The following is a 25880-nucleotide window of genomic DNA, read 5'->3' as shown; positions in this document are numbered from 1 at the left end:
TTTACGGTCAATATCGTCAGGTATCGATACCGTATGGCTTGATAGTTACTGCATCTATTCCAGCCTTGCCATATATGCGATAGTTCTGATCAGCTGGCTCACATAGCTCATCTCATTATCATACCAAGCCACTACTCTGACCTCATAGATATGAGTTCCGCACTTCTGAGCGAGTGTCTGAGTTGCATCAAACAGAGAACCCCAGCTCATACCGATCACGTCAGCCGAAACAATCTCATCCTCATTGTATCCAAACGACTGATCCTGTGCTGCCCTCATCGCTGCATTGATTCCATCTACACTTACGGAATCGGTCTCATCCTTAAGGGTTGCATCCAGGATGGTGATTGAGCCTGTTGCAACCGGAACTCTCTGTGCCGATCCAATTAGCTTGCCGGCGAGCTCTGGGATTACGTTACCGATTGCCTGTGCCGCTCCTGTACTAGTAGGAACGATGTTGATGGCAGCAGCTCTTGACCGCCTGTACTTCAAGCTCTTGTCAGGGGCATCGAGCAGCTTCTGATTACCGGTGTATGCATGAATGGTGGTCATGAAGCCTGTACGCAGCTCTCTATAGCCGGCAAGTGCCTTTGCCATAGGCGCCAGACAGTTAGTAGTGCAGGATGCTCCCGAAACAATCTTGTCATCCGCTGTCAGAGTCTCGTGGTTGACTCCGTAAACGACAGTCTTGAGATCATTGCCTGCCGGTGCAGAGATCAGAACCTTTTTGGCGCCTGCGTCGATGTGGGCCTGCGACTTCTCCTTGGAAGTGTATAATCCGGTGCACTCGAGCACAACGTCGATATTGAGCTCCTCCCAGGGAAGCCTGTGAGCATCCGCTTCCTTGTAAATGGTTATCCTTTTGCCGTCGACAGTAATCGACTCCTCATCGTGCTCAACAGTGTGACCTAGGTACGAGCCCTGCACGCTGTCATACTTCAGCAGATAAGCGAGCATAGAGGGCGAGGTCAAATCGTTTATCGCGACAACCTTAAAGCCATCCGTCTCCATTACGCGTCTGAATGCAAGTCTGCCGATACGACCGAATCCGTTAATAGCTAACCTAATCATCCAGCCTCCTTTTACCTTTCTTCAACAACTTTTCAAATATCTCTATTCAAACGGGAATTTAAAATTAATGCCGAGCGAGTCACGAACCTCGATAAACTCGCGCTGTACAGCTTCTCCCATCGGAACACCTTTGTCTTTGCGGAATTCTTTGATATCCCATTCCTTCTCACCTGCAGTATAGATTCTTTCCTCACCGGGAGCCTTCTGCGAAGCTCTGAGCGCTCTCAAAATGTCTCCGGCAGTCTTTTCGCAGACTTCTCTGCCTGTCATCGCCTCCGGGTCGATGACAATGAAGAAATGGCCAAGATGATATGGTCTGAGCTCGCCATTCTCATTGAAGCAAGTCAGATTCTTGAGGAAGAGTCCTCCGGATAGAGCTGCCGACAGCAGCTCAACCGCTGTCGCGTAGCTGTAGCCCTTATATCCGCCCATTTCCTCACCGATTCCCCCAAGCGGGGCGAGGGCAGCCTCTCCGGAATTTAGAGCCTTGAGAATATACGACGTATCTGTCAATGCAGATCCGTCTCTACCGATTACCATTCCTGCCGGTGTATCCTTACCTGTGCGTTCATAGAATTCCAACTTACCTCTCTGCGTAATTGAAGTCGCACAGTCGATGAGAAACGGATTTCCCTCGTCTGTCGGAATTCCGATTGTCAGCGGGTTGGTTCCCAGCATATTTTCGACGCCGAAGGTCGGTGCGATGGATGGTCTGGCATTGGTTCCGGTAATTCCGATCATTCCCACATCTGTAGCCATCGATGACCAATAGCCTGCAATTCCATAATGCGAGGAGTTTCTAACAGCAACGCACGCAGTGCCGTATTTCCCGGCCTTCTCGACAGCCATATCCATTGCCATCTTGCCGGCTACCATACCTATGCCGTCATTAGCATCCAGCACAGCAGTAGTTGGAGACTCTCTGATGATATCTACCTTGGTGACAGGGTTGAGTATCCCTTTGTTGATACGATCTACATAGATCGGCTTAAATCTATTGACCCCGTGGCTCTCGATACCTCTTCTGTCACTCTCCATGAGGACATCCGCACAGATAGCAGCATCAGCTTCGGGAACTCCAAGCTGAATAAACGCCTTGACCATAAAATCCTGTACGATATCCCAAGCGATATACGGACGTGTTTCTTTATCCATCAAGCACCTCCAAAATGAATAAATCTGTGTCTATGAATATAACTATCTATAGAAACAATTCGTGAACTGATTACCGATCAACTCCGAATTGAATTCTGCGTCCTATTCCACCCCTTGTAATCTCCACGCTCTGTAACGGTTCTGTATCCTATCTTGGCGAGTTTGACATCGAGCAGCTTACGTCCTGCCTCCGCCTCATCATCGACTCCTGCTTTGCCATCATAGATCAGGTATTTCCCCCTAATATCATCCGGCGAAAGGCTTGGCATGATTACGTTTGCCCCCGCGAGCACGCCCTTCTCCCTGCCTTTCTCATCTATAGTGCCGAGCGCTGTTGTAGCCGGTAAGAGCACCTTTGGAAACATGATGCGCAATATGCTGAGACAGTATAGTGTCATCTCCACTGTCCCATCCGGCTCGTCCCTAAAAGGCGTATCATCGTGGTGAATAAACGGCCCAATTCCTATCATATGCGGATTGAGACTGTGAAGATACTCGAAGTCACTTGCCACAGTATCATAGGTCTGTCCGGGTGATCCGACCATAAAACCGGCTCCTATCTGGTAGCCGATATCCTTGAGCGTATTTAGACATTTCATACGATGCTCCAACGACAGTGTTTCGGGATGCAATTTGCTGTAGTGATCAGCATCTGCGGTCTCATGTCTGAGTAGGAACCTATCTGCACCTGCTTCAAAGTAACGCTCGTAGCTCTCTCTTTCCTTCTCTCCTATCGAAAGCGTGATAGCGCAATCCGGGTATTTTGATTTTATTCCTCTAATAAGCTCGCACATGCGGTCATCCGTAAAATATGGATCCTCTCCCCCCTGAAGCACAAATGTGCGAAGGCCAATGCGGTAACCAATCTCACAGCAGTGTAAAATCCGATCCGGGTTCAACCTGTATCTGTCAACCTTACCGTTGCTCTTCCTAATGCCACAGTAATAACAATCATTTCTGCATGTATTTGTAAACTCGATGATGCCTCTGAGAAATATATCATGACCATAGTTTTCAATCGCAATTTCCTGCGCGGTGCTGCGGAGATACTCACGTACTTTATCGTTCCTGTTTGCGAGTAGCCTTGCATATTCATCGTGTTCAAGATACCCCTGCTTCACGAGCTTGCGGGCAATTTTCATCACTTCGCTCATCTCTCTACTCCCATCCTTAATATTCTAACACAATGCTTCGTTAAGACAACAAAAGAAAATGACTGTTTTTTTGAATGTTTGCATAAATAATTATTGACACTTTAACGCAACTAATATAAACTAAATTTAATTGTATACAACAAGATATTCTGAGAGAGTATGTTGTATACCGTGTCTGAACAATTAGGAGGAAGACTGATGGACAAATATGACAACCTGAAGCTAGATAAACAGCTATGCTTTCCGCTGTATGCGTGCTCAAAGGAGATCACTCGCAGATACAAGCCATTCCTAAGCAAGCTGGATCTTACATATACCCAGTACATCACAATGATGGTGCTCTGGGAATTCCGAGAACTCAGTGTTAAGGAGCTTGGAGACAAGCTCTTTCTGGATTCCGGAACGCTGACTCCACTGCTCAAGAAGCTTGAATCTAAGGGATATCTCACCAGAACTCGTTCTGTAAAGGATGAACGCAATCTCATCATCAAGGTTACAGACAAGGGAATGGCTCTTCGCGAAGAGGCACTGTCTGTACCGCAGGAGATTCGCGCTTGCGTAAGCCTGACGGATGACGAGGCTGCCACGCTGTTTAGGCTGCTGCGCAGATTTATGAACACAATCGAACAGTAGAAAATAACAATACCGACATCAAATGAAATTAAACGCACATCAACGAAAACAGACCGGAACCGATTGGCTCCGGTCTATTTTCGTTGTATCGCAGCTTTGTTTTACATATGCACCTTGCTTCGATTGGCAATGCCTTCATACAGCTGCCCTTAGTAAACAAGCGAGGCCGCATCCCAATTCATGGTATAGTTTAGTTCTACAGGAACAGACACAATGCTCTAGCTGTCCAGCCCTGCGTATTTAGCAGCCACAAGTCCCTTTCTATAAAGATTCTTGAGCATATCAAGATCCTTGGTCAGAGTCTTGAGCTTACCGATGCTATCAGGAGCGATAATCGTCGCCTTGCCCTGAGCCTCAAGTAAATTGACCGCATCCAGCTGTTCATTGTATAGCTCTGCTCTGTTTTCCAACAGCTCTGCCGCCTTCGGATACTGTCTCGCCAGCACCTGTGCTATTCTCTTGTCCTTGGCATTATCACGACGTCCGTTCCTAGGTCTGGTGAGAATGATTACAAATTCATCGCAGCCGTCCTCTAACGCTTTCTTATATGGAATGGGATCAGCCAACCCGCCGTCAAAATATTCAACGTCATTTATCTCGTATGGCTTGTTAACTACAGGCACACAGCTTGAAGCGTTGAGCGGCGCATAGTTATTCTTGCTTATATCATCCTTCGTGAAGTACTTCGTTTCTCCGGTCTTAGCCTCTGTAGCCACCAGTATAAACTCTGCGGGATTCTCCTTAAAAGCCTCGTAGTCTAACGGATACTCGCCATAGCTGTTTGATAGAGTTCCATAGACATAATCGAGGTCTACATACGAGCCGGTCTTGATGAAATTATCAAAGCTCATGTACTCCTTGCGCATCGCATACTCAGTATAAAACTCATAGTTTCTGAACTGCTGTCCGGCAATAAACGATGCGATATTGGCACCCCCCGCCGACACTCCGTAGCATCTGTCAAATGTCACTTCGTGCTCAAGGAAATAATCGAATACTCCGGCTCCGAAGATGTCCCTGGTGCCTCCGCCAACGTCAATTACTGCTCTCATGTCTTACTCCCTTCTGCATATGATTTATATATAATACAAATTTTAACTATATCATCGCCGCAGATTGTCCAAACTGCCGCGGCATATCCTGACAATTGTTATTTGATACAGCTGTCAGTCGCTATCTGCAGATCATCTCTTATCTTCATCTCCCGGCCATCAATGTCAATCACCGTCACATTGCAATTCCCGACGTGCTCAGTCCAGAGCTCGCTCAATGACATACCTCTAAGGTATAACAGAATCATGTGGATCGCAGTTCCGTGTGAAACTGCCAGCACATTGCCTTCACACTCTTCATCGCGCATCCTCTCCAGAAAATGCTTCATGCGGTTAAGCAGCGACTCGAGTGATTCACCCCCTTCAGGAGGCAGATATGTCTCCGGCGATAGAAAGATGTTGCCTGATGCACCCTGCAGTTCATCGTACTTGCGACCTTCGTTGATACCAAAATCAATCTCAGTCAGATTATGGTCTATGACGAAGCTTTCTCTTGAGACGCCTGTTGCAATTTCACCTGTCCTAATCGCCCTCTCGAGTGGACTGCTATATATCCTATCGAACTTTATACCATTGTCATTCAGTATCGAGGCAACCATCTCAGCCTGCGCTATACCGACATCATTGAGTTCAGTCTGCATATGCCCCTGCAATCTACGCTCACTGTTCAGCTGTGTCTGACCATGTCTAAGAACATAAAGTCTCATATCCTGCCTTTCTTAAGCTACATGATAATTATAGCCTCTATAAATACTGCAATGCAATTTTTAAGCTAGTTCTTGAGGTGAAAATAATCCTTGACCCCGTCAACAAACTGTTCCAGCTCGTGAAGAACCGGGAACGAGCTCTTGTCCTGTTCCGGCTTCTCACGCGGCTGCGATGCATCCGGGCCCTCCGCACGAAGTCTCTTGATTCTCTCCAAAATCTCAGGATACTTGTTTTTAAGAATTTCCCTGTGCCTTGCCCGTTCCTCAGCGAATGCGTGATACGCCGCCGGGAACCTGCTCTTAAACTGCTCCTCACGAACCATTCTCGTCTTGATGATCTTATCCAACTCATCTGAGTTTCTGTCGTTAATCTGCGAATCGAGCTTAGCATGATACAGCAGTATTTTTTCGCGCACGCGCTGGAACTTATCGGGGTCAATTTTGCCCAATTCCAACAGATGAGCTAACTGAAATTCCAGGAAATCGAGGAACTTTTCCTCATCAATCTCACTCCAGTTACTGCCAAGAGCGTTGCGTTCAACCTCACGAATCATCTCATCATCAACCGTCTCAAGCGTAATCAGCTTATCAGCGAGTGAATTTGCAACCTCTTCCATACGAGCTTCAGCCTGGTCACCATATGCCCACTCGAATTCAGCAATCTGCGAGCTCCCCGCCGAGCCGCTTATAGGCAGGTAACATATATCTCCCTCGCAGTCGCCGAGCTCATACGGTTTGGTGATCCCTACGGATTTTAACGCCTGATAGATATGTGGCACTATCGCGTAATCCTTAAACATCTGCTCTGCACCGAATGCACGCAGCTGATCGTTGAGGTTACCCGAATGCTCAGTCAGGAACAGCTTGACACCACGCTCCTTGTACTTGTTGTAGAGGATCATTAACCTCTCCACTGCGGTGACATCAATGCTGGTGATACCGCTGGCCTCAATTATGACAGCCTTAATATCATCGGTAACCAGGTCATCTATCTCTTCCTTGATGGTATTGGCATTTGCAAAGAACAGTGCTCCGCCAAATCTATATATCAATGCTCCTTTGATTTCCCTCGTCCCGGTAGTTCTATCTACCGGATAGAACTGATCCTTTTCCTGAATATATCCAAGCCTGCTCCTAGGAGGATTTGAAGCCCTGATGATAACTGTGACGAACGACATGATGATGCCGACCAACACTCCGTAGATGGTCCCGAAGATCAGCACGGTGAACATTACGACATAGAAAATCTTCCATTCGGTCTTATCAACCTTGTGCAGCGTAGCTGCGAGACTGAACTCTGTGCTGCTGATCAGCGCCGAGATGACGATGCCGGTGAGCACCGGAACCGGCAGCAGGTGGATGAAGCCCGTTCCAAATAGCAGAATAAGCATCATCGTAGCGGCCGCGGATATGGACATCACCTGAGACTTTACACCAAATTGATCGGCAATGTTGCTCCTCGACACACTGCCGTTTACCGGACAGCATCCGACTAGTGCCCCCGCAAGATTTCCGACTGCATACGCAATTATCTCCCTGTTGTTATCTATCCTGTCATCGTATTTGAGTGCAAAATTATTCGTAGCCAGCAATGTCTCAGAGATGATTACAATTGCAATAATCAACGTCTGCAGCATCATCGTTCTGACGTTGCCATGCAGAAGCGACAGATCCGGTATCGCAAGCGAGGGTAACCCTGAACGCACCGAAGGCAGCAGCTTTACTCCATAGCTCTCAAGGTGCATCACATAAGTAATCCCTGCCCCGATGAACATCATTACCGCACTCATCGGAACGGCCGGTATGAATTTTCTGGAGATCATTATGACTGCAATTGTTCCGGCCCCCAAAATCAGCGAAGGGATGTGGACGTTAGTCACCATAGTATTGTAAATGTGAATCATCAGTTCATACAGCTCGCCACGTCCCGAGTCTCCGCCATACAGTTTAGGTATCTGCATAAGGATAATCGTACAGCATATTCCGGTGATAAATCCACCCATAACCGGCGAGGATATAAACCTTACCAGTTTGCCGAGTCCTATCAGTCTGGCGATCAAAATCCAAGCTGCCGTCAACAGCGTGATCACCGGTACGAGCCTGATTGCATCATCCGACTGAAAGGCAACGCCCATTGAATACAGCATCCCACCGACCAGTGCGGCAGGTGCCGCATCCACGCCAAAGACGAATCTCGGTGAACTGGTGATGAGTCCATATGCGAGAATCGGCAGCAATGATCCATACAGGCCATATACCGGAGGTAAACCCGCAACAAGCGAATATCCGATAGAAATCGGAATAGACACCAATGCTATGATAATTCCAGCAGGAATATCTTTTTTAAGGAATTGCAAATTATACCCTTTTAACGACATCAAACTCCCCTGTAGTTCCAATATATTTAAATAAAATCAGACACGCTAATGAAGTCAAACTTAACGTGTATTATACATTAATTGCGTGTTAAAATCATAATATGAACAGAATTAGATTAGGAAATACAAATATACACGTATCACCCGTAGGAATGGGGACCCTCACCATGGGCTTTTCACAAAAGAACCTGCCGCTTGATGAAGGTGCTCGGCTCATCGTGTATGCGGTGCGAAGCGGCATAAATTTTCTCGATACAGCGCAGTACTATGATACGTATAGATATCTGCGCCCTGCCCTGGATGAGATAAAAACCGACAGCTCTCTTGAGATACCTGTGATATGCAGCAAGACGCTGGAGCCAGGATATGACGGAGCTTCAGCTGCGGTCGATGAGTGCCTCGAAAAGCTGGGGCTGGAGCAGATAGACATATTTCTGCTGCATGAGGTGCGGGGGATTAATGATCTCCGGACTCGCGCCGATGCATGGCAGGCTCTACGGGACAAAAAAGCCGCGGGTCTTATCAAGGCTATAGGTATCTCAACCCATCATATTGACGCCTGCATGGCAATGGCAGATATATCTTCCTGCGATGTGGTCTTTCCACTCATCAATAAATCCGGCATGGGTATCAGAAATGGCGAAGAATCAGGAACCAGGGAGCAGATGGCGAAGGCCATTAACAAATGCTCTAGGCTGGGAATTGGCGTGTTTACGATGAAGGCATTTGGTGGTGGAAACCTAATCGAGAACTACGTGGACTGTCTGGATTACGTGACCTCACTCGAGGGGGTAGACGCAGTGATGATCGGCATGGGCAGCTATGATGAGGTTGATACAGCGGTCGAGTACTTTGAGAGCAGACTGGATAGAGCCTATCACCCTGACATCAGCCGTAAACGCATGATGGTAGACCAGAGTGACTGCGAAGGATGCGGAACATGCAAAGCCAGATGTGTCAGCGAGGCGATATTCTGGAATAAAAACGGTCTGGCCGAAATCAACGTAGACAAGTGTGTGCGCTGCGGTTACTGCGCGCCGGTGTGTCCTGTCCGTGCCATTGTATTTTTATAATACTTAATAAATAAACTTCATTATCCGTCTTGTACTAGTTGTGCAAAATTGATATCATTAGTCCATGTATGGACTTGAAAGGAGAATTATATGGAATACCTAAAATATTACGATGAGATTGTATCTCGCCGCCAGTCGTGCCGCGATTTCGCTGATACAGATGTTGACACGGCTGCGCTAACAGAGATTACGGAATACAACGAACTTGTTCCAAGACTGCTTCCCGATGTCGCTACAGAGCTTCACATACTAGAGGGCAACGTAGCTGATGCTGTTGGCAAGAGTGTCGGCTACAACGGCTTCACGGTTCAGGCCCCTAGATACCTGGCTCTCTTCTCAGAGGAAGCTCCTCACTATCTGGAGAACGCAGGATTTATCGCTCAGGGTCTTACGCTCAAGCTGACTCAGCTAGGTCTCGATGCCTGCTGGCTGACAATTAACGATGCAGAGGCAGCTGCACAGGGAATCGGAGTGGAGACCGATAAGAAGCTGGCAGTATTTATTGCGTTTGGACATGGCAACAAGGCTGTTAAGGACGTTCGTCTCGATATCAAGAGCCCATCGAACGTCAAGATGGTAACTCGCGAGAACAAGGCTGCTCCTAAGATCAGCATGAACGACCTTCTCTTCTCCAAGGTGTATGGTGAGCCTGTTAACATGGAGCTTCTGTATACAGAGCTTGAGGATGCGCTGCTGTCAATCGCTGTAGCCCAGTCGTTCTTCAACCGTCAGCCATACAGAGTAATTGTCGATGATGATATTGTATCGTTAATCGGACTCAAGGACGAGTTGACAACTGCTGAGGACGCACTTCTCAACTACGGAATTGCGATGTTCAACTTCTATGCAGTTCTCGATTCTACTAGAGCAAACATAAGGATGTGGAGCTTTGAGGATGCAGGAAGAGATCTCAAGCTGCCCGGAAATGCTTGCTACGTAGCTAAGATCAGAATCTAGTTTAGAACAAGTATAATACGAATATATAAAATGGCGGAGTTGTTGCTCCGCCATTTTATATATCATGCTATTTATCCGGCTGAGGACTAAAGTCACACCTCTTACCTCGCGATTCACCTATCTATGATGCCTCCACCTCGTCAAACTGCGAGTTGTACAAATCCGCATATGCACCGTTCCGAGCCAATAGCTCGTCGTGTGTGCCCTGCTCGATGATATCTCCGTGGTTCATCACCAGTATGAGGTCAGCGTTTCTAATAGTCGAAAGTCTGTGCGCTATTACAAATGTTGTGCGTCCCTTCATGAGATTGTCCATCGCTTCCTGAATTCTCACCTCAGTACGTGTATCGACTGAAGACGTGGCCTCGTCGAGTATTAGCAGCTTGCGGTCTGCAAGAATTGCCCTGGCAATTGTGAGCAGCTGCTTCTGACCCTCTGAAATGTTGGTCGCATCTTCGTTGAGCTTCATGCTATAGCTGCCCGGCAATGTCTTGATGAAGTGATGCGCTCGCGCCGCCTTGGCAGCTGCGACAACCTCTTCATCTGTCGCATCGAGATTTCCATACCTGATATTCTCCATAATTGTGTCGGAGTACAGCCAAGTATCCTGAAGTACCATTGCGACATTATCTCTGAGACCGTGCCGGCTCATCCTGCGGATATCTTCGCCGTCGATTTTAATCGAACCTGAATTTACATCGTAGAACCTCATCAGCAGTTTAACTATTGTAGTCTTGCCGGCACCCGTAGGTCCGACAATAGCTATCTTCTGTCCGGGCTTAACGCTTGCGCTGAAGTCCTTAATGATGACCTGATCGGGGTTGTATCCAAATCTAACGTGATCGAACTCAACATATCCCTTCACATCTGTATCTTCGAGTGCATCAACGGGATCCGGAGACTCTTCTTCCTCTGCAAGGAACTCGAATACACGCTCGGCTGCAGCTCCCATTGATTGCACCTGATTCATTACCTGGGACACCTGCGACAGAGGTTGCGTCAGGTTGCGCACATACTGTATAAATGCCTGAATGTCTCCAATGCCAATCACATTTTTTACAGCCAGAAGTGCTCCGGATATAGCAACACCAACGTATCCGAGGTTTCCAACAAACATCATTACAGGCTGCATGATTCCGGATATGAACTGTGACTTCCACGCGGAGTCGTACAGCACATCGTTAGTATCGTTGAAGGTCTTCTCAACGGAAGCTTCCTTGTTGAATGCCTTGATTACCAACTGGCCTGCAAAATTTTCTTCTACCTGTCCGTTGATGATTCCAAGGTACTTCTGCTGGGTCTTAAAATGCTTTTGCGACAGCTTGATGATGATTCCGAGCAGCACACCCGAAACCGGAATTGTAATAACTGCGATTAGAGTCATCAACGGTGAAATTGTGAGCATCATAACTATTACGCCGATAATCGTTGCAACGGAGGTGAGAATCATCGTAACGCTCTGGTTCAAGCCGGTCCCCAGCGTATCTACGTCATTGGTGATCCCCGACAGCACCTCACCGTACTGGTGACTCTCAAAATACTTCATGGGCATACGGTTGATTTTCTCGGAGATGTCTCGGCGCATGTTATATACGATTTTCTGTGTGACACCGGTCATAATCCAGCCCTGAATGAAGCTGCATAGTGCACTGATCCCATACAGAGCGGCTGTTATCGCCAGAATCTTCCAAATGCTGTCAAAATCGATACCACCCGTACCTTTGATCTTGTGCATCAAGCCTTCTGCCAGCACGGTCGTAGCACGCCCCATAACCTTAGGCCCTATAACCTGAAATACAGTTCCGGCAGCTGCAAACAGAATTACAATCATGATAGCAAACTTATATCTGCCGCTGTAAAGGATGATATCCTTCATCGACTTGCCGAGATTCTTTGGCTTTTCAAAAGACATATTGCCACCCGTACCATGCCCCCTTCTTTTTATTGGAGCCGGTCCCTGATTCTGCCTGTTATCTTCCATTATTCCACCTCCAATTCGCTCTTAGATAGCTGGGATTCAGCGATTTGCCTGTATACCTCGCAGGTCTTGAGCAGCTCCTTGTGTCTGCCCTTGCCCACGATCTCTCCTTCATCAAGTACGATAATCTGCTCAGCATCCATGATTGTGCCGACTCTCTGCGCGACGATAATCTTGGTAGCATCCTTTGCGTACTTGGCAAGCACTCTTCTGAGTTTGGCGTCAGTCTTCATATCGAGAGCTGAAAAGCTGTCATCAAAAACCATAATCTTCGGGTCATTGACAATCGCTCTCGCGATGGATAGTCGCTGCTTCTGTCCTCCAGATACATTGGATCCGCCCTGTGCTATAGGGCTGTCAAATTTCTCTTCCTTCTCTTCGATAAACTCCATCGCCTGCGCAACTTCTGCCGCCTTCTCTAACTGTGCCGCTGTGGCTTTCTCATTACCAAATCTGATATTTGAATCGATAGTGCCCGAGAAAAGGATTCCCTTCTGCGGAACAAATCCAATTTGATCTCTCAGCGAATTGATTGTGATATCTCTAATATCCCTGCCATCTAGACGAATTGCTCCTGATGTGACATCAAAGAATCTGGGTATCAGATTGACAATCGTGCTCTTGCCGGAACCGGTACTGCCGATGATTGCCGTCGTCTGCCCAGGCTCCGCAGTAAAGCTGATGCCTGACACTACATCATCCTCTGCATTTGCATATCTGAACGATACGTTATCGAACTCCAGCCTACCCTTACTCTCCCTTATATCTACAGCATCCTTTCGGTTCAGCACAGAGGACTTGGAATTTATGACCTCATCGATTCTGCCGGCCGCAACGCCTGCTCTAGGAAGGATGATAGACATAACTGTGATAATCATGAAGGCCATGACTATCATCATTGAGTATGCGAGAAACGCTGTCATAGCACCCACCTGCATATCACCTGTATTGATCCTATGGGAAGCAATCCAGATGATCGCTACCCCCAGTATATTCATAATCAGAACCATGATTGGCTGCATAAATGTCATAACTCTGTTAGTAAACAGCTGAGTTCTCTTTAGATCTACATTGGCCTTATCGAAACGTGCTTCGGCAGAACGCTCCCTGCCGAAAGCTCGTATGACCGGAATTCCGGTCAGTATAGAACGCGACACGCTATTTAGAGCATCTACCAGTTCCTGCATGATACGGAATTTGGGCAGAGCAATTATCATCAGCGTAACTACAAACACTATTACTATCGCCACGCCTACGGCGATCACGTAACTCATTTGAGCTCTTGTCTGCGCCACCTTGACTATCCCCCAGACCGCAAGCACCGGCGCGTACAGCACCATTCTCAACATAATCGTTGTCACCATCTGCACCTGCTGCACATCGTTGGTAGCTCTAGTAATCAGCGATGAAGTCCGGAAGCTGTCCATCTCGGTGTTGGAAAAGCTCATTACCTTCTTGAAAATATCATGTCTTAGTGTCTTGCCGACACCTGCTCCGACTCTCGATGCGATGTACGATGCCAGCGCAGCAGCGATCATCATGACGAGCGTCATCAACATCATCTTGAAGCCGGTCGTCCAAAGGTATGATCTCTGAATCTGATTGATATTAACTCCTGCTGACTCCGCAGCATTCGTCGCATAGGCAATGCCCATCGATTTGAGCGTCCTGTTCCCTACCGCAGAGATAGTCTCATCCATCCGTTTCTTGGAATCATTAATTTTAGCTGCATCCATCTGTCCGCTCTCGATCATCGACTGGATGACTGGACGCATATCGATGTATGTGTGTGTCTTGCCGTTCTGGTCCTTGGCCTCGAAGGATTTGATGTCCATATGCAGCAGCTTGGCAATCTCTTCTACCGACATATCGTCAATACGATCTGCAATCGCCTTCGTCCGCGGATTGGTCGTAAGCTGCTCCTTAGCTGTCTGCTTGAACTGCTTGACGGTCATGTGTCCCAGCTGATATGTGAGCACTATCGGTTTGAGCAGCTTATCGTCCAAATTCCCCAGCTTCTTGTCTCCCTTAATCTTGAGACTGTAGTTGTCGCCTGATTTTTCATACGCTCCCTGCCAGCTTTCCTTCTCGCTATCAGTCATAAATATCTGCGCTTCAATGTATTCGTCCGCAGTCATCTTGCTAGGCAGAATGTGTTCCACACCCCTGTTCTGCACACCCGTATCAATCATATCCTGCATATAGCTCGGAATCGAGATATCGCCAAACGCCTGAATTATCAGTGTAATCAGAAGCACTGTAACAGCAAGCTTATATGCCTTGAGATTCTTGATAAGCTTTCTCATCTATTTATCCTTCCTACCTTCTCTACCTACTTCTACGCATGATTCATCCAGGATCTTGTCGAGCTCCTCTTTGGCAACATCCGACAGCTCCTCGAGCAACGTCATAAGCTGTGTTGCCTTATCTTTTCCGAATTTCTCAAATACAGCATCCAGGTACTTGTCGAAGACATCCCTGTATTCCTTGGCCTTGTTAAATCCATTCTCGGTAAAAAACACCAGCGTATTCCTGCGATCATTCAGATCCACCCGCCTTTCGATGATACCGCGCTCCTCGAGGGATGCCAGCATCCTAGACACACCCGACATAGGTATATGAATGCTCCTTGCCAGCTCTGATACCTTGACGCCTTTCATGTCCGAAATCTTCAGATCAGCTATCTCACTGAAGCTCCCGCACTTGCCGGAATTCTGCCTGCCTGATTCGCATATACACAATGAATTAATAAGCATATGCTCACTTGGGCTCAGCTCCGGAACTAGTTTCCAGAATTTGACCTTACGAAAGCTGTGCATCTGCAGCAGCAATTTTGATTGATATTCCTTCACTCGATCTCCTCCACACGTGTAAAATTATTATCTACCTTAATATTTAACACTGTTAACAATTTATAACGTAAATCATTATAGCTGTCACAAGGTACAAAGTCAATCAGAAAAGATCCACCATTTGCAAATAGAAAAGTTTAATTTACAATGATACTGTATTAATTTTCTCTATGGTTATATTAAGAAGTATATAAATTTTATATAATAACATCTCAAAGGAAATCAGAAAGGAGAAGCACTGTGATATTTAAAATATCCGGTTTATTTATAGGATTGCTCTTTGGATTTCTGCTCAAAAGAGGACGCTTCTGTCCGACAGGAACTATACGAGATATTTACCTTGAAAAGAAATACTATAACGCTGTGCTAATCCTCGCAGTCATCGCAACCGAAGGTGTCTTATATCATCTGCTGGTTGGAAGCGGTGTAATTACAACGCCATTTTTCGGTTGTTACTCATTAATCGCAGTGCCAATAGGAGGCTTCATCTTTGGAATCGGTGCCGTGATGACGAACGGCTGCATCACAAGCACTCTCGTAAAGGTTGGTGATGGGCGAATAATCGGAATACTGTCTCTCATCGTATTTGCAATAACTGAGTTTTTTACAAATAAATGGGTTTTCAAACCATTTACTCAGAAGCTGATGGGATTCAAAGAAGTGTACGATATCGATCTCTTCGATATGCCAATCTCCCCTCTGATTGTTTTCGTGCCGCTTGTCGTCGTGCTCTATGTCGTCATGATCAGGCACTACAGAAGCCACAAGCCCAAATACAAGCTGCCACAGAGGTACGCGGGATTGCGTCATGTTTTCTGCGAGAAGATTTGGAGCCGCGAAGTTACCGTTGTGCTCATCGGAATTGTAATGGGAACCGCGTTTTATTTCAGCAACCTCACCGACAGAAATGGCGGAATCTCTATTTCAGATCCTATTCTGTCGTGGTTCAACATGATTACGCACACGCATTCCGAGCCAATCGGATGAGTGGTTTATAACAGAACCGACGGTGTCGGTTGGGATAACCTGGTGATTATCGGAATCATCCTCGGGTCGTTTACTACTGCATTTATTAGCAAAGAGTTTTCGATAGTTAAGACAAATAAAAAAATCGTTATTCGCACCATTATCGGAAGCATGCTCATGGGTGTCGGAGCTGTCTGGGCTAAGGGTTGCCTTATAGGAAACGGTCTGGTGGCAACCTCGCAGCTGGCAACCCGGGCTTGGCTCGCTCTTCTATTCATTACGCTCGGCATATGGTTCGGAGCATGGCTCTTGTACGTACGAGGATCTCAAACCACAAGAAGCTAATAACAACTACTTGAGTTGATATAGATATTTATTTACCAAGATTTTTTAGGAGGAACAATAATGGAAAATATTAAACTGGATACTAAGGGTATGGACTGCCCTCTTCCGCTCATGGAGCTTAAGAAGGCTCTTGGAGAAGCCGAATATGGACAGATTATCGAGGTTGAATTTACTTGTCCTGATGCTGTGGTAAATCTGCCAAGCTATTGCGAAGAGCATAACCACAAAGTACTCGAGTTCGACAAACAGAACAACAAGGCTTGGAAGATTACGGTAGAAAAGTAGCTGTTGTCGCCGTGATGGTTAGCTTCATTCTACGCCTAACCTTGATTAGCTTCTTCGACGTCTTTATATTCGTCCGAAACGACTACCTTACCCTTCCAGACCTTTAATCCGTCAAACTCATACACGTGAGTATATCCCTGTTTGACCATGCGCTTAGCAACTCTCTTGCTGAGACCGCCATAATCACAGTACAGGAGTATCGGTTGGTCCTTGTCAGGAAGCTCTTTGACCTCTCCCTTATCGAAATCCTCATACCAGATGGGAATCGACTTTGGAATATGACCCATTCCCCAAGCAACTTCGCCTCTTACATCGACAATCTTTGCATTGTTTTTATCTGCATTTTCGATAAATTCAGCAGCTTCCTTACCTGAAATATGCGTATATCCGTCTTTATTCTTCTTGTCATTTCCGTCCTTCTTGGAACAGCCTGCCAGCAGTGCTATGCTTATTGCCAGAATCATTATAGTCGGTAATATCTTTCTCTTCATCTTTTCACCTATTCCAAATGAATCATGAAAGCGCTTTGATTATATCAACCAGGCTCTCTGCGAACACCAACTTACTCGAATCTTCGCTCGGCAGGAAGCCTGCCGCTACCATCTCGCTTATTAGATTTCTGAGCGGTTCATAAAATCCGTCGATATTATAAACGATGCAAGGTTTATCCACTCTGTTGAGCCTGCGTAGAGAGATAATCTCCGATATCTCCTCAAGAGTCCCCGGGCCACCCGGCAGCGCGATAAACGCATCTCCCAGGTTAATCATACGAGTTTTTCGTTCCGGCATAGATTTTACAACCTCCAGAATATAGAGGCCATCATGCCCCTTCTCCTGCTCCATTAGGAAGTCGGGAATAATGCCATAGACCTTGGCTCCTCCTTTGAGAACTGTATTTGCAACAGTCCCCATCAAACCAACGTTGCCACCGCCGTATACAAGGCTGTGCCCGTTTACTGCAATCCAGTGTCCAAGCTCAATAGCTCTATCTTTATAAACGGATTTCTCGCCAAAGCGAGATCCGCAATAAACCGTTATATTCATGTCTTTATTCTCCTTTACCGTATTGTATAATTTTAGTACCCTCGTCACCATCGGTCAATGATGTTTTTTATTTATATTTTTGTTAGTACACAATCGATTTTAAAAAAATTATAATTCCATCACTCAGATGATATACTGAATCCATACAAAATGTGTATAGTATAATATATTTTAGCTATTTCTAACAATAAACGAGGAGTATTGAAAAATATATGAATAAAAAATTACAAAATTACAAATTTGTTGCAATAACAGCAGTGATTCTTACACTCATACTATCATTTACAGGATGCAGCAAGGGCGATTCTAATCCAAAAGACAGCGGTTCAGATGCTAATCTCAGGAAGTTCAAAACTACTACACTCAGCGGAGAGAAATTCACACAGGATGACCTAAAGAGTTATGACATGACAGTAGTCAACGTATGGTCTACAACCTGCGGATACTGCATTGAGGAAATGCCTGCGCTGGAGAAGCTCAAGAGCCGACTGCCTGCCAATGTCCAGTTCGTAACCGTCTGCATAGACGGCGCAGTTTCTGCCGATACGGCGAAGGATATCGTAGCTCAGAAGGGCTTGACTGCAAAAGTGCTGGTCAACAGCGATTCTATAAACAAAAGCCTGTTGAAATACGTAAGCGGAACGCCTTCGACCTTCTTCTTTGACAAGGACGGTAAACTTGTCGGAAAACCTAAGGTAGGGACATTCAAGGCAAAGGACGACAACGAGATGGCTGAACTCTACATGAATGAAGTGAAAGCTCATCTCAAGAAGATTAATAAGTAAAGAACGCATATCAGCAGCTACAGATTGGAAATTCAAATGGTTAAGAGATACAGGAGATTGGTACCGGTCGCACTGATTGCGGCTGGTATCGTTATGTTAATAGTTGGAATCGGCAGAGACGAGGTCGTCAGTGTGGTGGGCAAGGCTGCAACCGTCTGCCTTGAATGCATCGGCATCGGTTAGGGGGGCGTGATAATGAAGACTAACAATATACGACGCCACCTCGTACAGCTGGTGTCGACTTTTATTACCAACCCGCATGTCACAAACTATGCAGGCGGCACGATATACAAGGGACAGTCCAAGCAACTCTGCACACCGGGACTCAACTGCTACTCATGCCCTGCGGCGGGGACAGCATGTCCTATCGGAGCGTTACAGGCTGTTGAAAACAGCAATAGATATCACATCTCGTACTACGTTATGGGATTTCTGCTCATCACAGGTGCATTTCTAGGCAGATTTGTATGCGGCTTTCTGTGTCCGTTCGGATTCTTTCAGGATCTGTTGCACAAGCTTCCTGTTCGCAAACGGAACATACCCCGCAGGCCGGACAAAATACTTCGCTACACAAAATACCTGATACTCGCCGTATTCGTAATCGCGCTTCCAACAGCATTGATAAATGAGTTCGGAATCTCCGAGCCCTATTTCTGCAAGCTCATCTGTCCTGCTGGAACGATAGAAGCAGGCCTGCCGTTGGTTATCAAAAACGAATCTCTGCGTGCCGTGATTGGCATACTTTTCGACTGGAAGGTTATCCTGCTGGCGATCACAGTTATCCTATCCACTATGATTTATCGGCCTTTTTGTAAATACGTCTGCCCTCTCGGCGCTGTCTACTCGCTGTTCAACCGCTTCAGCGTGCTGCAGCTGGAGGTCGACGACAACAGCTGTATCAACTGCATGAAGTGCGAGACCAACTGCGATATGCAGGTCAATGTACCGGATAACATCAACAGCACAGAGTGCATCCGCTGCGGCAAGTGCAGGAGCATCTGCCCTACGGGCGCCATTAACTGGACTGTGAGCGGCAAAATCATCTTACATACAGGTGATGCTCCTCGAAATCAACCCCCTCATGCTTAAGCAGATATATCTTGCGATCCATACCACCTGCATACCCGGTTAGATTGCCATCCTTTCCAACTACACGGTGGCAAGGGACCAAGATAGAAAATTCGTTACTCCCTACAGCTCCGCCAACTGCTTGAGCTGACATGCGTTCCTTACCCAGACGGAGAGCGACATCCTTCGCTATATCACCGTAGGTCGTAAGTTCTCCATACGGAATCTCGAGCATTATCTGCGATACGGTCTGCCTGAATTTCGAGCCATGCAGCTGAAGCGGCGGCATACAATCAGGTATTTTACCGTCAAAATACTTATCTAGCCACGCTGCAGTCTGCTCTATTACGTCAGGACAATCATCCCTACCTACTGTCATGATATCATCGCCTTTCTCAGTCACGACGTCTATATACTCGGCTGCTTCAGCCTTATCCGACCAAATCCCGTGAAGCCTCGAGTCGTCTGCGCAAAGATACAGCGATCCCATCGGCGAATCATATACGTATGAAAATATGCGCATTCTCATGCACCTCCTATCCCCGCTATCCCGGATTCATCTCCACCTATCATATCATAGATATGTGTCGGAGGCTCTACCTCTTAATATCGGAAAAGTGTAATAAACGGTTGAATTATGTCGTTTATTTGATTTAGAATAATCAGATAGGCAACAAAATATATAATTTACGAAATGAGGATTTGTATGGGAGAAAACAAGCTTCAATACGGGCTGAGAGTACTAAAGAAAGCGAGCTTCAAGAAATTCATCGACTGCGTCAACGAGGCGCACCGCATCTCGGGCAAGAGCAAGCTCGGCTGCGCAACTGAAATCATTCACTGTATGAGAAAATTTGACGCCGGTTATTACGATTACGTCATCTTCCAGTTTTGGGACAAGACGGACGCACAGCGCGATACGTATCTGACGAGATTCAGGAGCAAGAAGCTCGTGTCACAGCTCAATGACCCGGCTTATGCTCATTTCTTCGACAACAAGGATGAATTCAACGAGAAGTTCAAGGATTATATCGGCCGTGATTTTATAGAGCTGGAGACAGCCACTAAAGATGAGGTCGAGACTTACTTCAACAGTAAGGACAAGGTTTTCTGCAAGATGAAGGATCTCGAGTGCGGTATCGGCTGTGAAAGACTGGTTACTTCTGATTTCGCGAACTTCGAGGAGTTCTATAAGTACATCAATGAGAAAGGCTTTGGCACTCTCGAAGGTGTGATCGAAAATCACCCTGCCCTCAACAAGGTGTATTCGGGCAGCGCCAACACAATGCGTATGATTACCATGATTGGAGATGATGGACAGCCTAACCTGATATACGCAGTTCAAAAATTTGGAATCAACGGCAGAGTTGTAGATAACTACGGCGTTCACGGCCCTGTTGATCTGGAAACAGGTGAATTCCTCTTCCCTGCACACTCCGGTGACACCAAGGCCGAAGGACTTTACACTGAGCACCCTAACTCACACGAGAAGCTCGTCGGCTTCAAAACTCCGCTGTTTAAGGAAGCCAAGGAAATGATTCTCAAAGCTTCACTCGAAGTGCCACAGATTAGATACGTTGGCTGGGATGTTGCTGTAACTCCTAATGGACCGGCAATTATCGAGGGTAACGTTTACTGTGCACATGATTTCTGGCAGCTGCCCGGTCAGACACCTGACGGCATCGGAATCATCCCAACGATTAAGAAAATCGTGCCAAGCTTCCAGTATTAATACGGTAAATATAATGCGCATCACATAAATTTACCGAGATTAACAACCAACACGTTGTCCTATAAGCCTAACCTTTTAACTAAACATAAACAGGTCGGATACTCTGTTAAGCTTCCGACCTGTTTTATTATGGATATATGATTCTCTGCATTGAGTTTAATTTGTTGGTTCATCAACCATCAACCGGGTTACGTTGTTCGGTTTATTCTAAAACTTCACGCTCCACTGTCCTACACTGTCGCCATGCGCGTCTTACGAGCCTTGAGTACTGCCTTACGTAGCCTCAGTACTACATAGCTGCCGTATATAGCCGTGTAAACTATTATGCCGGTGAGGTGTGACCTCACATCTGCCGAGTACAGCACCATTACGTGCACATATATACCAATAAAGAATGGATATGCAAGGCGTTGAACATTCTTCCACGTCTTACCGCTCATTCTACGGCGAACCGACTTGAATGAGGTGATAAAGAGCGGAATCAGCATCGCCAGAAGGCACAAAGTGATAATCGAAGCTATCATCTGTCTGGTAGGCATTGCCTTTGGATTTGTGAACAACATCGGGAAATACTGCACACCGAACACCACGTTGTGGCTCAACACGATCAAGCTACCCATGATAGAGATTTCACCACGAACGCCCATCAGCTTGCGCGAGAGCTTGTTGTGCTTGGTGATGGTTCCGAGGAACATGACAACCATGAATGTCGCTGTCGAGAATATTCCTCTCGAAAATATATTCATGAAATATTCGTTAAACCACGTTGGGAAACTCTTGTCGTACCCCATATTGAAGTACAGCACAACCGCTCCACACCATATGTATATGCCCAGATAAAAAGCCCCTGGGTGTTTCTTAATTGCATCTGCTGTCAAGATATAAAATATGACAGTTACTGCGATTCCAATTATTAAGTTCACGATACCGTCCTTTCCGTCTCAGCTCCAGTTGAGTTTTCTGCAGTTTCGTTGCCCTCAGCCGGCTTCTGTACGCCTTCTTTCTTATTAACCTTACCGCTCTCTGAATGCTCTACGCTTGCAGGCATCGAGATTGCAGCTACTGCGGCGCTTCTTGTGCTAGCTGTACTGTTTGTAACAGCTGCAGTTGTTGCACTTGCCACAGGAGTCTTCACATTTACCATTACGATCGCCTTGCTCTTCTTGTCGATTCCGTCTACGGAGAACTCGAGCACTGCCTTAGTCATACCCTTCTTTGAAAGGTCAGGCTTCTGAACTAGAGTCACCTTTACAGAACCATCATTTGGAATATTGGTGAACTTAGCCTTGTAGTCATCGAGAGTTGGCTCCTTGCCATCCACTTCGATTGGCTGTGCATTCACTCTCTGAGGTGTAAATGCTACGCCACCATCCTCGTCATCGTCCGCAATTCCGTCGTGATCCTTATCTCTGTAGATCCAGTACTTGTACTTTCTTACTAGAGTCTTGCCGTTTTTCTTAGCCTTGAACTTCATGGTTACAGTTTTAAACATACCATCATCGCCGTCCCAGTTGTCATCGTCAACTACCGGTGTACCAGTGATGTTTGTGCCATCGAAGCTTAATCCCTTAGGGAGTCCCTCGATTGTTGTCTCCATCTGAGCATCCTTGTCCAGACTCTTAACCGTCGCAGGCTTAATAGGCATACGCTCAGTCCACTTTGGTCTACCTGGCTCATCGAGAACTGTCTCGATTACCTTACTATCTACCTCTACAATATCCTCTACTGGATTCTTGACATTAACCATTACGATTGCTTTGCTCTTCTTGTCGATGCCATCTACTGAGAACTCTAGTACTGCTCTTGGTATACCAACCTTTGAAAGGTCTGGCTTCTGTACGAGCTTTACCTTTACAGAGCCATCTGTAGGAATGTTGCTGAACTTAGCCTTGTAGTCCTCTAGAGTTGGTGCTTTGCCATCTACTTCAATTGGCTTTGTGTTAATTCTCTGAGGCGTAAATGCTGTACCGCCGTCTTCATCATCATCTGCTATTCCATCGTGGTCTTTATCTCTATAAACCCAGTATTTGTACTTTCTAACTAGTAGCTTACCATTCTTCTTGGCCTTGAACTTCAAGGTTACAGTTCTGAACATACCACCGTCACCGTCCCAGTTGTCATCATCAACGACCGGTGTTCCTGTGATGTTTGTGCCATCAAAGCTTAGTCCCTTAGGCAGTCCCTCGATGGTTGTCTGCATCTCTGCGTCCTTGTCCAGACTCTTAACCGTCGCAGGCTTAATAGGCATACGCTCAGTCCACTTTGGTCTACCTGGCTCATCAAGTGATGTCTCGATTATCTTGCTGTCAACCTCTACCTCTGGAAGTGCTGGTTCTTCACCGCCACCTCCGCCACTACCATTATCATCAACAATCTCTTTATCCGCTTCTGTACCTGACAACTGAAATTCTACATGGATTATCTTAGGTGTATTAGGGTTCTCATCTTTATTAAGGGTATATTTTACCTTCTTATTTACAGGTTTCTTATCTGGTGTATACTCATAGCGATGACCACTCTTTGAAACAACACGAAGCTTAACTGTTTCAAATTCGAATGATAAAGGCGCATCAACGACCTGTTGGTTATCAATTTTACGGTTATCAGTAGGATCCTTTTTAATATTCTTCACCTTGTACCACTTCGAACCATCCTTACTGTATTCAAGTCCAACGATGTAATCCTTGCTGTAACGTCCAACGAGGATTCTAAAGTTGTCGTACGAGAGCGACTGCTTGTGAATAACCTTTGCCTTTATTATTTTCTTATCACCATAAGATTTTAGGTCGTTTCCATTTTCAATAGCTTTGCCATCCTCATCTGTGATGCTGAGTCCATTGGCTGCAAAATCTTTCCACTCTGCTTCCCTAACAGAGCCATCTTTCTTAACAATCTTAACCTTAAGTTCCGAGAAGTCAACAGAATCACCCCTATTAACTTCTACTGTCTTAGTCTTTGGCTCAATAATTGAAATATCCTTTACATCAGAGTTAGTCTTATAATCGCTAGCCGACTTATTCGTAGCTTCCTTTGTCGCCGCCGAAATTCCGCTCGCACTTATCGTAGCTCCGCTCACGCTATCGAACATCTTCTTGCCCTCATAGCGGTCGTTCATATAAGCCTTTACAGTACGTGACATGAGAGCTATATCAGATACAGTGTTATTTCCTGATAGACCGCTCAGCATATCGACATACTTATCGCCAAGGAGATCCTTGACCTTAGCCTTAGGATTACTGCTTTTCCTTATCGCTTCGAAATACTCACGATATAATCCCATCTTAGCGATGTTCCAGCGACCCTCCTTGCCCTGCAGGAACGGTATCACGTTCTCTGCCTGGCTTCTAAATGGTCCCATGTCATCGCGATAATCGTCACCTACGCCGACCCTTAGATTCGATATCTCGCCATTCTTTACCGTAATATAAGTCTTAATTCCGCCCGGATTAAGGTATCCGATACCAATTCCAGTGTATTCTCCATCCTTGAGTTTATCTCCCGGATAGTGCTTACGAAGAGCTGCATCAACGTATTTTGGCTCTCCCGTCTCAGGGTTAACCGATGGGTTTGTATCATCTGTGTTTGGCTTTTTGTCACCTGTGCTAGGCTTGCTAGTATTGGTGACGTTAGTCTTGCCAGCACCTGCAAGTGCATTTCTCACCGCATCGATGATTCCACGGCTGGAATATGTAGCTCCAGAGACTGTGTCTACACTCTTGCCTGGACGTCCTAGCAGTCTACCTATAACAGCCTTTGCACGATTAAAGAAGGGTGCATCGTCACTGTGTGAAAGTATCTCGACATTGGTAATATTACCACCAGAAACAGTTACACGAACTCTAATTGGTCCATTGAAACCCTGACCTGATCCAATATATACACCATCTTTTAGGTTAGCACTTCCGATTGCAAAAGTTCCTGCTACATTACCTTTTCTTCCCTTAGCGGATCTAGAGTCTTTCTTGACTGGCGTTACCTTAGCCTGCTGCTTCGATCCAGCCTTGCGCAGAGCATCAGCAACCGCCTTCTTGATTGCATTTGATGAAATTGTCGCACCAGACACAGAGTCGACATTAACATTACCACTGCGTAAAATTTTGCCTATAACAGCAGATGCTCTACTAAAATACTCTGGCGTTTCTGTGTGAGATACAACTTTAATATCTGTCAGCTTTCCATCCTTGATGGTGATGCGGACAGTAAGGGGTCCGCCGTAACCGGTTGCAGTACCCTCGTATTCTCCATCTTTAAGGTCTTCTGTGGAAACTTCAGAGCCTATAGCTTGAGCTTCTTTGGCCTGCTGCTTGGCAATGGAGTTATGCTTATCTATGACCTGTGCGGCCGAGTACGCCATGGCTGCTGTCACAGCCGCCGCGACAATGAAAGCAAGAACTCCCTTAATACCGGATGTTTTCATCATTTCTCCTTCTCCTTCAATATCCTTAAATTAGTGTGTTAAAATAAATTTTATGTAAGTTAGAGAGATTTTACAAAAGTTAGTTTATTCAAACTAACTGCATATTATTGTACGGGATTCTTTGTAGATGTGCAATGACTTTTGAAGTAATATTTTACTTTTTTGGTAAAGTTTATATTATGTCTGGGAAGTACTATATTGTAATATCGTGAAGTGAAGCTCTTGAGT

22 protein-coding genes and 1 pseudogene are annotated in these 25880 nt (G+C 46.1%); 9 read left to right on the top strand and 14 right to left on the bottom strand.

What is annotated here, in order from left to right; all coding sequences use genetic code 11:
• Nucleotides 1-54: 54 nt before the first annotated feature.
• From gap to hydE, 3 genes are all read right to left on the bottom strand, one after another.
• On the bottom strand, nt 55-1071 hold the full coding sequence (gene gap, locus HMPREF0581_RS01185) for a type I glyceraldehyde-3-phosphate dehydrogenase (protein WP_036379624.1): 1017 nt from the start codon (nt 1069-1071) through the stop codon (nt 55-57).
• Nucleotides 1072-1113: 42 nt separating this feature from the next.
• Nucleotides 1114-2226, bottom strand: coding sequence for an Ldh family oxidoreductase (locus HMPREF0581_RS01180; protein WP_036379622.1), 1113 nt, complete (start codon nt 2224-2226; stop codon nt 1114-1116).
• 77 nt (nt 2227-2303) lie between these two features.
• Nucleotides 2304-3380 carry a [FeFe] hydrogenase H-cluster radical SAM maturase HydE gene (gene hydE, locus HMPREF0581_RS01175; RefSeq protein WP_036379620.1) on the bottom strand — a complete coding sequence of 359 codons (1077 nt, stop codon included), beginning with the start codon at nt 3378-3380 and terminating at the stop codon, nt 2304-2306.
• Nucleotides 3381-3578: 198 nt separating this feature from the next.
• Between hydE and HMPREF0581_RS01170 the strand changes: the two genes are divergently transcribed.
• The gene (locus HMPREF0581_RS01170; protein ID WP_207637004.1) at nt 3579-4013 is read left to right on the top strand and encodes a MarR family winged helix-turn-helix transcriptional regulator; all 435 of its coding nucleotides are present in this window, start codon (nt 3579-3581) and stop codon (nt 4011-4013) included.
• Between the two features lie 218 nt (nt 4014-4231).
• Here the strand turns inward: HMPREF0581_RS01170 and HMPREF0581_RS01165 are convergent, their stop codons facing one another.
• The 3 genes from HMPREF0581_RS01165 to HMPREF0581_RS01155 all read right to left on the bottom strand — a co-directional run bounded on the left by HMPREF0581_RS01165 (nt 4232) and on the right by HMPREF0581_RS01155 (nt 8150).
• Nucleotides 4232-5065, bottom strand: coding sequence for a patatin-like phospholipase family protein (locus tag HMPREF0581_RS01165; RefSeq protein WP_036379617.1), 834 nt, complete (start codon nt 5063-5065; stop codon nt 4232-4234).
• Between the two features lie 98 nt (nt 5066-5163).
• Nucleotides 5164-5772, bottom strand: a complete 609-nt coding sequence (locus HMPREF0581_RS08200; RefSeq protein WP_051426875.1) for a histidine phosphatase family protein — start codon at nt 5770-5772, stop codon at nt 5164-5166.
• Nucleotides 5773-5837: 65 nt separating this feature from the next.
• Nucleotides 5838-8150 carry a SulP family inorganic anion transporter gene (locus HMPREF0581_RS01155; RefSeq protein ID WP_051426874.1) on the bottom strand — a complete coding sequence of 771 codons (2313 nt, stop codon included), beginning with the start codon at nt 8148-8150 and terminating at the stop codon, nt 5838-5840.
• Between the two features lie 101 nt (nt 8151-8251).
• Between HMPREF0581_RS01155 and HMPREF0581_RS01150 the strand changes: the two genes are divergently transcribed.
• Nucleotides 8252-9223 carry an aldo/keto reductase gene (locus HMPREF0581_RS01150; RefSeq protein ID WP_036379615.1) on the top strand — a complete coding sequence of 324 codons (972 nt, stop codon included), beginning with the start codon at nt 8252-8254 and terminating at the stop codon, nt 9221-9223.
• Between the two features lie 90 nt (nt 9224-9313).
• On the top strand, nt 9314-10180 hold the full coding sequence (locus tag HMPREF0581_RS01145) for a nitroreductase family protein (RefSeq protein WP_036379613.1): 867 nt from the start codon (nt 9314-9316) through the stop codon (nt 10178-10180).
• Nucleotides 10181-10301: 121 nt separating this feature from the next.
• On the opposite strand, the gene HMPREF0581_RS01140 is transcribed toward HMPREF0581_RS01145, so the two are convergent.
• The 3 genes from HMPREF0581_RS01140 to HMPREF0581_RS08195 are packed head-to-tail and all read right to left on the bottom strand — an operon-like array spanning nt 10302 to nt 15010.
• Complete coding sequence (locus HMPREF0581_RS01140) at nt 10302-12161, bottom strand: ABC transporter ATP-binding protein (RefSeq protein WP_036379611.1); 1860 nt, start codon at nt 12159-12161, stop codon at nt 10302-10304.
• Entirely contained in the window at nt 12161-14464 is a 2304-nt protein-coding gene (locus tag HMPREF0581_RS01135) for an ABC transporter ATP-binding protein (protein ID WP_036379609.1), read from the bottom strand. Before HMPREF0581_RS01135 ends, HMPREF0581_RS01140 begins: the two co-directional genes overlap by 1 nt.
• Nucleotides 14465-15010: a MarR family winged helix-turn-helix transcriptional regulator gene (locus tag HMPREF0581_RS08195; RefSeq protein WP_009644136.1), complete on the bottom strand. Its 546-nt coding sequence runs from the start codon at nt 15008-15010 to the stop codon at nt 14465-14467.
• A 240-nt stretch (nt 15011-15250) separates the two neighbouring features.
• On the opposite strand from HMPREF0581_RS08195, the pseudogene HMPREF0581_RS01125 reads away from it, so the two are divergent.
• Nucleotides 15251-16321: pseudogene (locus tag HMPREF0581_RS01125) on the top strand (YeeE/YedE family protein).
• Between the two features lie 60 nt (nt 16322-16381).
• Nucleotides 16382-16606 (top strand): sulfurtransferase TusA family protein, encoded by a 225-nt coding sequence (locus HMPREF0581_RS01115; RefSeq protein WP_036379604.1) that lies wholly within the window; start codon nt 16382-16384, stop codon nt 16604-16606.
• A gap of 35 nt (nt 16607-16641) precedes the next feature.
• Here HMPREF0581_RS01115 and HMPREF0581_RS01110 read toward each other — a convergent pair whose 3' ends face one another.
• Nucleotides 16642-17097 carry a rhodanese-like domain-containing protein gene (locus tag HMPREF0581_RS01110; RefSeq protein WP_009644060.1) on the bottom strand — a complete coding sequence of 152 codons (456 nt, stop codon included), beginning with the start codon at nt 17095-17097 and terminating at the stop codon, nt 16642-16644.
• Nucleotides 17098-17119: 22 nt separating this feature from the next.
• Nucleotides 17120-17650 carry an LOG family protein gene (locus tag HMPREF0581_RS01105; RefSeq protein ID WP_009644051.1) on the bottom strand — a complete coding sequence of 177 codons (531 nt, stop codon included), beginning with the start codon at nt 17648-17650 and terminating at the stop codon, nt 17120-17122.
• 212 nt (nt 17651-17862) lie between these two features.
• Here HMPREF0581_RS01105 and HMPREF0581_RS08190 point away from each other — a divergent pair, with 212 nt between their 5' ends.
• From HMPREF0581_RS08190 to HMPREF0581_RS01095, 3 genes are read left to right on the top strand one after another with little or no spacing between them, the layout of a single operon-like run.
• A complete protein-coding gene (locus tag HMPREF0581_RS08190) occupies nt 17863-18435 on the top strand; it encodes a TlpA family protein disulfide reductase (RefSeq protein ID WP_009644078.1) in 573 nt (190 codons plus the stop codon).
• Between the two features lie 24 nt (nt 18436-18459).
• Nucleotides 18460-18618 (top strand): CD1871A family CXXC motif-containing protein, encoded by a 159-nt coding sequence (locus tag HMPREF0581_RS08675; protein WP_156791965.1) that lies wholly within the window; start codon nt 18460-18462, stop codon nt 18616-18618.
• A gap of 12 nt (nt 18619-18630) precedes the next feature.
• On the top strand, nt 18631-19524 hold the full coding sequence (locus tag HMPREF0581_RS01095; protein ID WP_036379601.1) for a 4Fe-4S binding protein: 894 nt from the start codon (nt 18631-18633) through the stop codon (nt 19522-19524).
• On the opposite strand, the gene HMPREF0581_RS01090 is transcribed toward HMPREF0581_RS01095, so the two are convergent.
• Nucleotides 19475-20026, bottom strand: a complete 552-nt coding sequence (locus HMPREF0581_RS01090) for a methylated-DNA--[protein]-cysteine S-methyltransferase (protein ID WP_009644153.1) — start codon at nt 20024-20026, stop codon at nt 19475-19477. The genes HMPREF0581_RS01095 and HMPREF0581_RS01090 overlap by 50 nt on opposite strands.
• Before the next feature lie 183 nt (nt 20027-20209).
• Between HMPREF0581_RS01090 and HMPREF0581_RS01085 the strand changes: the two genes are divergently transcribed.
• The gene (locus tag HMPREF0581_RS01085) at nt 20210-21235 is read left to right on the top strand and encodes a sugar-transfer associated ATP-grasp domain-containing protein (RefSeq protein WP_036379599.1); all 1026 of its coding nucleotides are present in this window, start codon (nt 20210-20212) and stop codon (nt 21233-21235) included.
• Between the two features lie 230 nt (nt 21236-21465).
• Here HMPREF0581_RS01085 and HMPREF0581_RS01080 read toward each other — a convergent pair whose 3' ends face one another.
• Together HMPREF0581_RS01080 and HMPREF0581_RS08185 are read right to left on the bottom strand one after the other, a co-directional pair.
• Nucleotides 21466-22158, bottom strand: a complete 693-nt coding sequence (locus tag HMPREF0581_RS01080) for a ferric reductase-like transmembrane domain-containing protein (protein WP_009644143.1) — start codon at nt 22156-22158, stop codon at nt 21466-21468.
• Nucleotides 22155-25655, bottom strand: coding sequence for an FMN-binding protein (locus HMPREF0581_RS08185; protein WP_051426872.1), 3501 nt, complete (start codon nt 25653-25655; stop codon nt 22155-22157). The genes HMPREF0581_RS01080 and HMPREF0581_RS08185 overlap by 4 nt, the downstream gene beginning before the upstream one ends.
• Between the last annotated feature and the right edge of the window lie 225 nt (nt 25656-25880).

Origin of the sequence: Mogibacterium timidum ATCC 33093 (genome assembly GCF_000525775.1) — a bacterium.
GTDB lineage: Bacteria > Bacillota > Clostridia > Peptostreptococcales > Anaerovoracaceae > Mogibacterium > Mogibacterium timidum.
Note: the sequence above shows the minus strand (reverse complement) of the source record. Positions and strands in the feature narration are given on the sequence as shown.

What these genes read in the sequence shown, in the direction of transcription:
- HMPREF0581_RS01110 (WP_009644060.1), bottom strand. Translation starts at nt 17,097, where the DNA reads ATGAAGAGAAAGATATTACCGACTATAATGATTCTGGCAATAAGCATA.
- HMPREF0581_RS01135 (WP_036379609.1), bottom strand. Translation starts at nt 14,464, where the DNA reads ATGAGAAAGCTTATCAAGAATCTCAAGGCATATAAGCTTGCTGTTACA.
- HMPREF0581_RS01170 (WP_207637004.1), top strand. Translation starts at nt 3,579, where the DNA reads ATGGACAAATATGACAACCTGAAGCTAGATAAACAGCTATGCTTTCCG.
- HMPREF0581_RS01115 (WP_036379604.1), top strand. Translation starts at nt 16,382, where the DNA reads ATGGAAAATATTAAACTGGATACTAAGGGTATGGACTGCCCTCTTCCG.
- HMPREF0581_RS01095 (WP_036379601.1), top strand. Translation starts at nt 18,631, where the DNA reads ATGAAGACTAACAATATACGACGCCACCTCGTACAGCTGGTGTCGACT.
- HMPREF0581_RS01140 (WP_036379611.1), bottom strand. Translation starts at nt 12,161, where the DNA reads ATGGAAGATAACAGGCAGAATCAGGGACCGGCTCCAATAAAAAGAAGG.
- HMPREF0581_RS01085 (WP_036379599.1), top strand. Translation starts at nt 20,210, where the DNA reads ATGGGAGAAAACAAGCTTCAATACGGGCTGAGAGTACTAAAGAAAGCG.
- HMPREF0581_RS01155 (WP_051426874.1), bottom strand. Translation starts at nt 8,150, where the DNA reads ATGTCGTTAAAAGGGTATAATTTGCAATTCCTTAAAAAAGATATTCCT.
- hydE (WP_036379620.1), bottom strand. Translation starts at nt 3,380, where the DNA reads ATGAGCGAAGTGATGAAAATTGCCCGCAAGCTCGTGAAGCAGGGGTAT.
- HMPREF0581_RS01105 (WP_009644051.1), bottom strand. Translation starts at nt 17,650, where the DNA reads ATGAATATAACGGTTTATTGCGGATCTCGCTTTGGCGAGAAATCCGTT.
- HMPREF0581_RS01090 (WP_009644153.1), bottom strand. Translation starts at nt 20,026, where the DNA reads ATGCGCATATTTTCATACGTATATGATTCGCCGATGGGATCGCTGTAT.
- HMPREF0581_RS01145 (WP_036379613.1), top strand. Translation starts at nt 9,314, where the DNA reads ATGGAATACCTAAAATATTACGATGAGATTGTATCTCGCCGCCAGTCG.
- HMPREF0581_RS08200 (WP_051426875.1), bottom strand. Translation starts at nt 5,772, where the DNA reads ATGAGACTTTATGTTCTTAGACATGGTCAGACACAGCTGAACAGTGAG.
- gap (WP_036379624.1), bottom strand. Translation starts at nt 1,071, where the DNA reads ATGATTAGGTTAGCTATTAACGGATTCGGTCGTATCGGCAGACTTGCA.
- HMPREF0581_RS08190 (WP_009644078.1), top strand. Translation starts at nt 17,863, where the DNA reads ATGAATAAAAAATTACAAAATTACAAATTTGTTGCAATAACAGCAGTG.
- HMPREF0581_RS01165 (WP_036379617.1), bottom strand. Translation starts at nt 5,065, where the DNA reads ATGAGAGCAGTAATTGACGTTGGCGGAGGCACCAGGGACATCTTCGGA.
- HMPREF0581_RS08185 (WP_051426872.1), bottom strand. Translation starts at nt 25,655, where the DNA reads ATGATGAAAACATCCGGTATTAAGGGAGTTCTTGCTTTCATTGTCGCG.
- HMPREF0581_RS01150 (WP_036379615.1), top strand. Translation starts at nt 8,252, where the DNA reads ATGAACAGAATTAGATTAGGAAATACAAATATACACGTATCACCCGTA.
- HMPREF0581_RS01180 (WP_036379622.1), bottom strand. Translation starts at nt 2,226, where the DNA reads ATGGATAAAGAAACACGTCCGTATATCGCTTGGGATATCGTACAGGAT.